Below are 5,267 nucleotides of genomic sequence, written 5' to 3' on the forward strand. Positions count from 1 at the left end.
CTCACCACTGTGTCATAGGAGTTATCTTCTATACCTTGAAAAGGAGGAATCACGGCTTGTCCAAAATTCACTTTGGGGAATTTTTTACGTAGCTCATCAATCACTTCCTGAATCTTATCAATCCCCAAATATTCCGAGGCATGAGGCAAAAGTATTTCTACTCCCCTTCCTTCTCCGCAGCCAATTTCAAGTAATTTACCCGAAATCCAGGGTTGAGCCGCAATGTATGCTTTAAGCAAACGTTGATGAATTGGATTGTCACTGATTAACTTGTCTGATGCAATTTCCGTTGTATAGGTAGCCATACAAAATTTTACTATTTTGGCAAAAGTAAGGTTAATTTTTAAAACCCGATAAGATCACCCAATGAAGCTTAAAACAAACATTCTGATAACTTTTTTATTTCTGGCGATTGGAGCCTTCAATCAAGGCTTTTCTCAGAAAAAATTAAATAATCTAAATCAGACATTACGATACTCTCGATATTCTAGATTGGGATTAAAAATAATTCCAATCAAAGAGAGTGATACAGAGTATAGGTTGCAAATGGTTATAGAAAAAATTGAAGAAAATCCGAGTTTCGATACGTTCAGCTTTTCATATTCAATCCTAAATAGCTATGAGCAAGATATTTTGGATGATGAAGTGAATTTATTGACCTCAAATGACCTGAAATACGATACAGAAAGACATTGGTTTTTCGAAAAGTCTGTAAGTATTCCTTCGAATCAAGAGACTGCCATAGCTTTGCTAACTGTTTTGGACACCAGACAAGGCGATGAATATTATTATCATGTTGACTTGAAAAGTCCTTTTATTTTCGGTCAACCTTCATTTGGCGCATACTATGCTAATAATATCCCCTTTGATCAAAATTTCTTAACAAAAGGCCAATCCCTGCTTTTTAAATCTGAATCCGGGCCTAGTCTTCATGAGTTTTACTACCCTGTTACCTTTGAGGTTCCTTATCCACCAATGGAAACCAAACCAGCCTCGGTACCAAAAGAATTAGAAGTTATGGATCGTGGTGATTTCCTGACCAATGTTCCAAAAAGTTTGGATAATGAAGGATATTACTTTTATCAGAGTGATACTTCATCAGTCTCAGGTTTATTGCTTAAAACTACCAATGAAGCTTTCCCGAAAGTCAAAGACTGGGAGGAGATGATTCAAATGGTCACTTATATTTCGACCAGAAAAGAACATGAAACACTGCTTTTAGCTGAAGATAAAAAGAAAGCTTTGGATGAATATTGGTATAATCTGACCAGAAATCCAGATACTGCTAAAGATTTAATTAAGGAATATTTTCGACAGACTGAGTTTGCAAACATCTTATTTACAGACTTTAAGGAAGGTTGGAAAACCGACAGAGGCATGGTTTATATTGTGATGGGACCGCCTAATGAAGTTAATTTTTATTTGGACCGGGAGGTATGGTCTTACGGAGGATTGAATGAGAGTTCAAAAATTCGCTTTACTTTTGTCCGCGTAAAGAATATTCTAACCCCACACTATTACACGCTGAACCGCTCCAAAGCTTATCAGCCTGTTTGGTTTAAAAACATTTCCATATGGAGAAGCGGAAAGATGGCTTTCTGATAGATAAAGGAGCAACTGAAAAAGATTTCATTTTTGGCACTAGGGCTGTTATGGAGGCAATCCATGCAGGCAAAGAAATTGATAAAGTTCTTGTTCAGAAAGAATTGAACAATGATTTAATAAAAGAATTACTGAAGCTTTGCAAAACAGATGGAGTACCAGTAGTTAGAGTCCCAGATGCAAAACTAAATAGGATAACGAGGAAGAATCACCAAGGAGTAGTTGCCTATATCTCTTCAATAGAATATGCCTCATTGGACAATGTTATAGAAACCTGTTTTTCTTCCGGAAAAGCTCCTTTAATCTTGATTTTAGATAGAATTACTGATGTTAGAAACTTTGGTGCAATAGCTAGAACCGCAGAATGTGCAGGAGTCGATGCGATTGTGATTCCTGCTAAAGGCAGTGCACAAATAAATTCAGATGCAGTAAAAACTTCAGCCGGTGCGTTGAATTTCTTACCGGTAGTCCGGTCAAAAAATCTTTTTTATACCTGCAGAGATCTTCAAAAATCAGGATTAACCTTAGTGGCAATCACTGAAAAAACTTCAAAAAGTATGTATGAAGCAGATTTTTCAAGTCCTGTAGCATTGGTTATGGGCTCTGAAGAAGATGGGATTTCAAATGAACTAATGGGCATTGTGGATGAAAAAGTAAACATACCTATGTTAGGAAAAATTGAAAGTTTGAACGTTTCTGTCTCCGCAGGCGTGGCTATTTATGAGGCCATGAGACAGAGGAAAAAATAAATTAAAGGGGAAGGTCAGATGTAGTCCTTCCCTTTCTTTTTGGCATTAGCGACAAATTCCCTGAATTTTTTTTCAGCATCTAGTTTACAAATCAGAATTACGTTTTCGGATTCATTGATTAAATAATTATCTAGACCCTGAACTACGACTAATTTATCGCCATTTACTTTGATGTAGGAATTTTCTGTTTCGTAAAGGATCACATTCCCTTCAATTACATTATTTTTCCTGTCCTTTTTCTTTAATTCAAAAAGACTTTTCCAGGATCCCAAATCAGACCAGCCAAAGTCTGCAGGAATGACATAAACCTGATCTGACTGTTCCATTATGCCATTATCAATAGATATATTTTTTAGCAAAGAATAGGCTTTAGTGATAAATTCAGATTCCCCTTCATTTCCCAAAAACTGATACCCCTCATTGAAAACCTCTGCCACATCAGGCATGTACTTATCATACGCTGATATTAAACTACTTGCTTTCCAAACAAACATTCCGGAATTCCAGACAAAATCACCACTTTCCAAAAACGCCTTGGCCAATTTAAAATTCGGCTTTTCGGTGAAAGTTTTGACTTTAAAAATCTCTTCACCTGACTTCTCATGATATTGAATATAACCATACCCAGTTTCTGGCCTATTGGGCTTAATCCCCAGTGTTATTAACCTTCCCTTTAATTGGGCCCCAATAATCGCTTTTTCAATCGCTACGCGGAAGTTCTTTTCTTGCGTAATTAGGTGATCTGCTGGAGCTACAACTAATGTAGCGTTTTGGTCAATTTTGTTAATTTTATAGGACGCATAAGCAATGCAGGTCGCTGTATTACGACGAAGAGGTTCTGCTAAAATTTGCTTTTCATCTAATTCAGGTAATTGCTCTTTTACCAGATCAAAATAATTTTTGGTAGTAACCACATAGAACTTTTCAGAAGTTGTAAACTCGTGAAATCTATCATAAGTCATTTGTAGTAAGGTTCTTCCTGTTCCCAAGACATCTAAAAACTGCTTTGGCCGATCATGTCGACTATATGGCCAAAATCTGGAGCCAATACCTCCTGCCATAATTACAATATAAGGTTCTTCTTGCATATCGAGTTTAAACAATCCCTTCCTTCATAAGGTCGTGAATATGAACAAATCCTGAAATTTTATTTCCATCTAATGCTACTAACTGGGTGATATTGTAATCCTTCATAAGATTCAAAGCTCGAATAGCAAATTCATCTTTTGAGATTGTTTTTGGATTTACTGTCATGATATCACGGGCTCTTAATTTTTGAATATCTAAACTCTTTTCCAACATCCTTCTCAAATCTCCATCTGTAATAATCCCCTTCAACTCTCCTTTTTTATTTACGACAGCAGTAGCTCCTAAGCGTTTCCCTGAGATCTCTACGATAACTTCGGCCAACCCAGAGTCTTCCAATACCATAGGCACCTGATCTTTGCCCAGCAAATCTTGTACTTTAAGATACAATTGTTTTCCCAATGATCCTCCTGGGTGGTATTTTGCAAAATCTTCTGAGGTAAATCCACGTGCTTCCAAAAGGCAGACAGCAAGGGCATCTCCCAATGCCATGTGAGTAGTAGTGCTGGTAGTTGGAGCCAAATTATGAGGACAGGCTTCTTCTCCTATGGTGGCATTCAAAACAAAATCGGCTTGTTCCGCCAAATAACTATTGACATTACTCACCAATGCAACCAACACAGAACCAGACTTTTTTAGGAGCGGAACTAATACTTTTATTTCTGGTGTATTTCCACTTTTTGAGATGCAAATAACAATATCATCCTCTTGAATCATTCCCAAATCTCCATGAATGGCATCTGCGGCATGCATAAATAAAGCAGGTGTACCGGTCGAATTCAGAGTTGCAACAATTTTATTAGCCACAATCGCACTTTTCCCGACTCCTGTAATTACTACCCTGCCCGTTGAATTTAAAATCCTTTCCACACAGGACTCAAAATCGCCATCTATATATTCTATCAAATTTAAAACAGCATTCGCCTCATTTTGCAATACCCGAGTGGCTGTATTTCTAATATTTTTAATTAAATTCAATTTTACCTGCGTTTATTAGTAATTTAGTACAAAGGTATAAAATGTAATCAATCATTCCTGTTTACAGGCTCACCGCACCCTTTAAAGCACCTGTTTCAAGTGGAAGAAAAAGTAAAATCTGAACTTAAGAAAATATTTGGTTTTAGCCAGTTCCGTGGTAACCAAGAGTTCATCGTAGACAATTTGCTCAGCAAAAAGAACACCTTCGTCATTATGCCGACTGGTGCAGGAAAATCTTTGTGTTATCAACTACCGGCCGTAGTCTCTGGAGGGACCGCGATAGTGATATCCCCATTGATCGCTCTTATGAAAAATCAGGTCGATCAGTTGAATGCTCTTGGAATAAATGCTCATTTTTTAAATTCTACTCTCAATAAATCTGAGGCTACAAAAGTAAAAAATGAGGTATTAAAAGAGAAAACCAAACTTCTTTATGTGGCACCAGAATCACTTACAAAGGAAGAAAATGTCGCTTTTCTGAAATCAGCAAATTTAAGTTTTGTTGCGATTGATGAAGCACATTGTATTTCTGAGTGGGGACATGATTTCAGACCCGAATACAGAAAAATCAAATCCATAGTAGCACAGATAGCACCTAATCTTCCCATAATTGCTTTGACAGCAACTGCGACTCCTAAAGTACAGCAGGATATTCAAAGAAATCTTCAAATGGAAGAAGCCGATTTATTTAAATCATCTTTTAACAGAACTAACCTATTTTATGAGGTAAGACCAAAGATGAAAAATGAATCCAAGAAGCATCTGATCAAATTTATTAAATCTCACAAAGGAAAGTCAGGGATAATTTATTGTTTGAGCAGAAAGAAAGTAGAGGAAATCGCTCATCTCCTT

General features: G+C 36.8%; 6 protein-coding genes. 3 read left to right on the top strand and 3 right to left on the bottom strand.

Going from position 1 to position 5,267, the window contains the following annotated elements:
* The coding region (locus tag Q0L68_RS15880; protein WP_296705101.1) for a methyltransferase domain-containing protein at nt 1-305 on the bottom strand (305 nt) is incomplete at its 3' end.
* Nucleotides 306-366: 61 nt separating this feature from the next.
* Between Q0L68_RS15880 and Q0L68_RS15885 the strand changes: the two genes are divergently transcribed.
* Together Q0L68_RS15885 and rlmB are read left to right on the top strand one after the other, a co-directional pair.
* On the top strand, nt 367-1,602 hold the full coding sequence (locus Q0L68_RS15885) for a GWxTD domain-containing protein (RefSeq protein ID WP_296705103.1): 1,236 nt from the start codon (nt 367-369) through the stop codon (nt 1,600-1,602).
* Nucleotides 1,575-2,351 carry a 23S rRNA (guanosine(2251)-2'-O)-methyltransferase RlmB gene (rlmB, locus tag Q0L68_RS15890; RefSeq protein WP_296705104.1) on the top strand — a complete coding sequence of 259 codons (777 nt, stop codon included), beginning with the start codon at nt 1,575-1,577 and terminating at the stop codon, nt 2,349-2,351. Before Q0L68_RS15885 ends, rlmB begins: the two co-directional genes overlap by 28 nt.
* Nucleotides 2,352-2,365: 14 nt before the next feature.
* Here rlmB and Q0L68_RS15895 read toward each other — a convergent pair whose 3' ends face one another.
* Both Q0L68_RS15895 and Q0L68_RS15900 read right to left on the bottom strand, forming a co-directional pair.
* Nucleotides 2,366-3,439 (bottom strand): mannose-1-phosphate guanylyltransferase, encoded by a 1,074-nt coding sequence (locus tag Q0L68_RS15895; RefSeq protein ID WP_296705105.1) that lies wholly within the window; start codon nt 3,437-3,439, stop codon nt 2,366-2,368.
* A 7-nt stretch (nt 3,440-3,446) separates the two neighbouring features.
* Complete coding sequence (locus tag Q0L68_RS15900) at nt 3,447-4,415, bottom strand: KpsF/GutQ family sugar-phosphate isomerase (protein WP_296705107.1); 969 nt, start codon at nt 4,413-4,415, stop codon at nt 3,447-3,449.
* A gap of 99 nt (nt 4,416-4,514) precedes the next feature.
* Here Q0L68_RS15900 and Q0L68_RS15905 point away from each other — a divergent pair.
* Nucleotides 4,515-5,267: ATP-dependent DNA helicase RecQ (locus Q0L68_RS15905; protein WP_296705108.1), on the top strand; the 753-nt coding region annotated here is incomplete at its 3' end.

This window comes from Algoriphagus sp., from assembly GCF_024642405.1.
In the GTDB taxonomy this organism is placed as follows: domain Bacteria; phylum Bacteroidota; class Bacteroidia; order Cytophagales; family Cyclobacteriaceae; genus Algoriphagus.

Coding starts and splice junctions, on each gene's coding strand:
- Q0L68_RS15885 (WP_296705103.1), top strand. CDS start 367: ATGAAGCTTAAAACAAACATTCTGATAACTTTTTTATTTCTGGCGATT.
- rlmB (WP_296705104.1), top strand. CDS start 1,575: ATGGAGAAGCGGAAAGATGGCTTTCTGATAGATAAAGGAGCAACTGAA.
- Q0L68_RS15895 (WP_296705105.1), bottom strand. CDS start 3,439: ATGCAAGAAGAACCTTATATTGTAATTATGGCAGGAGGTATTGGCTCC.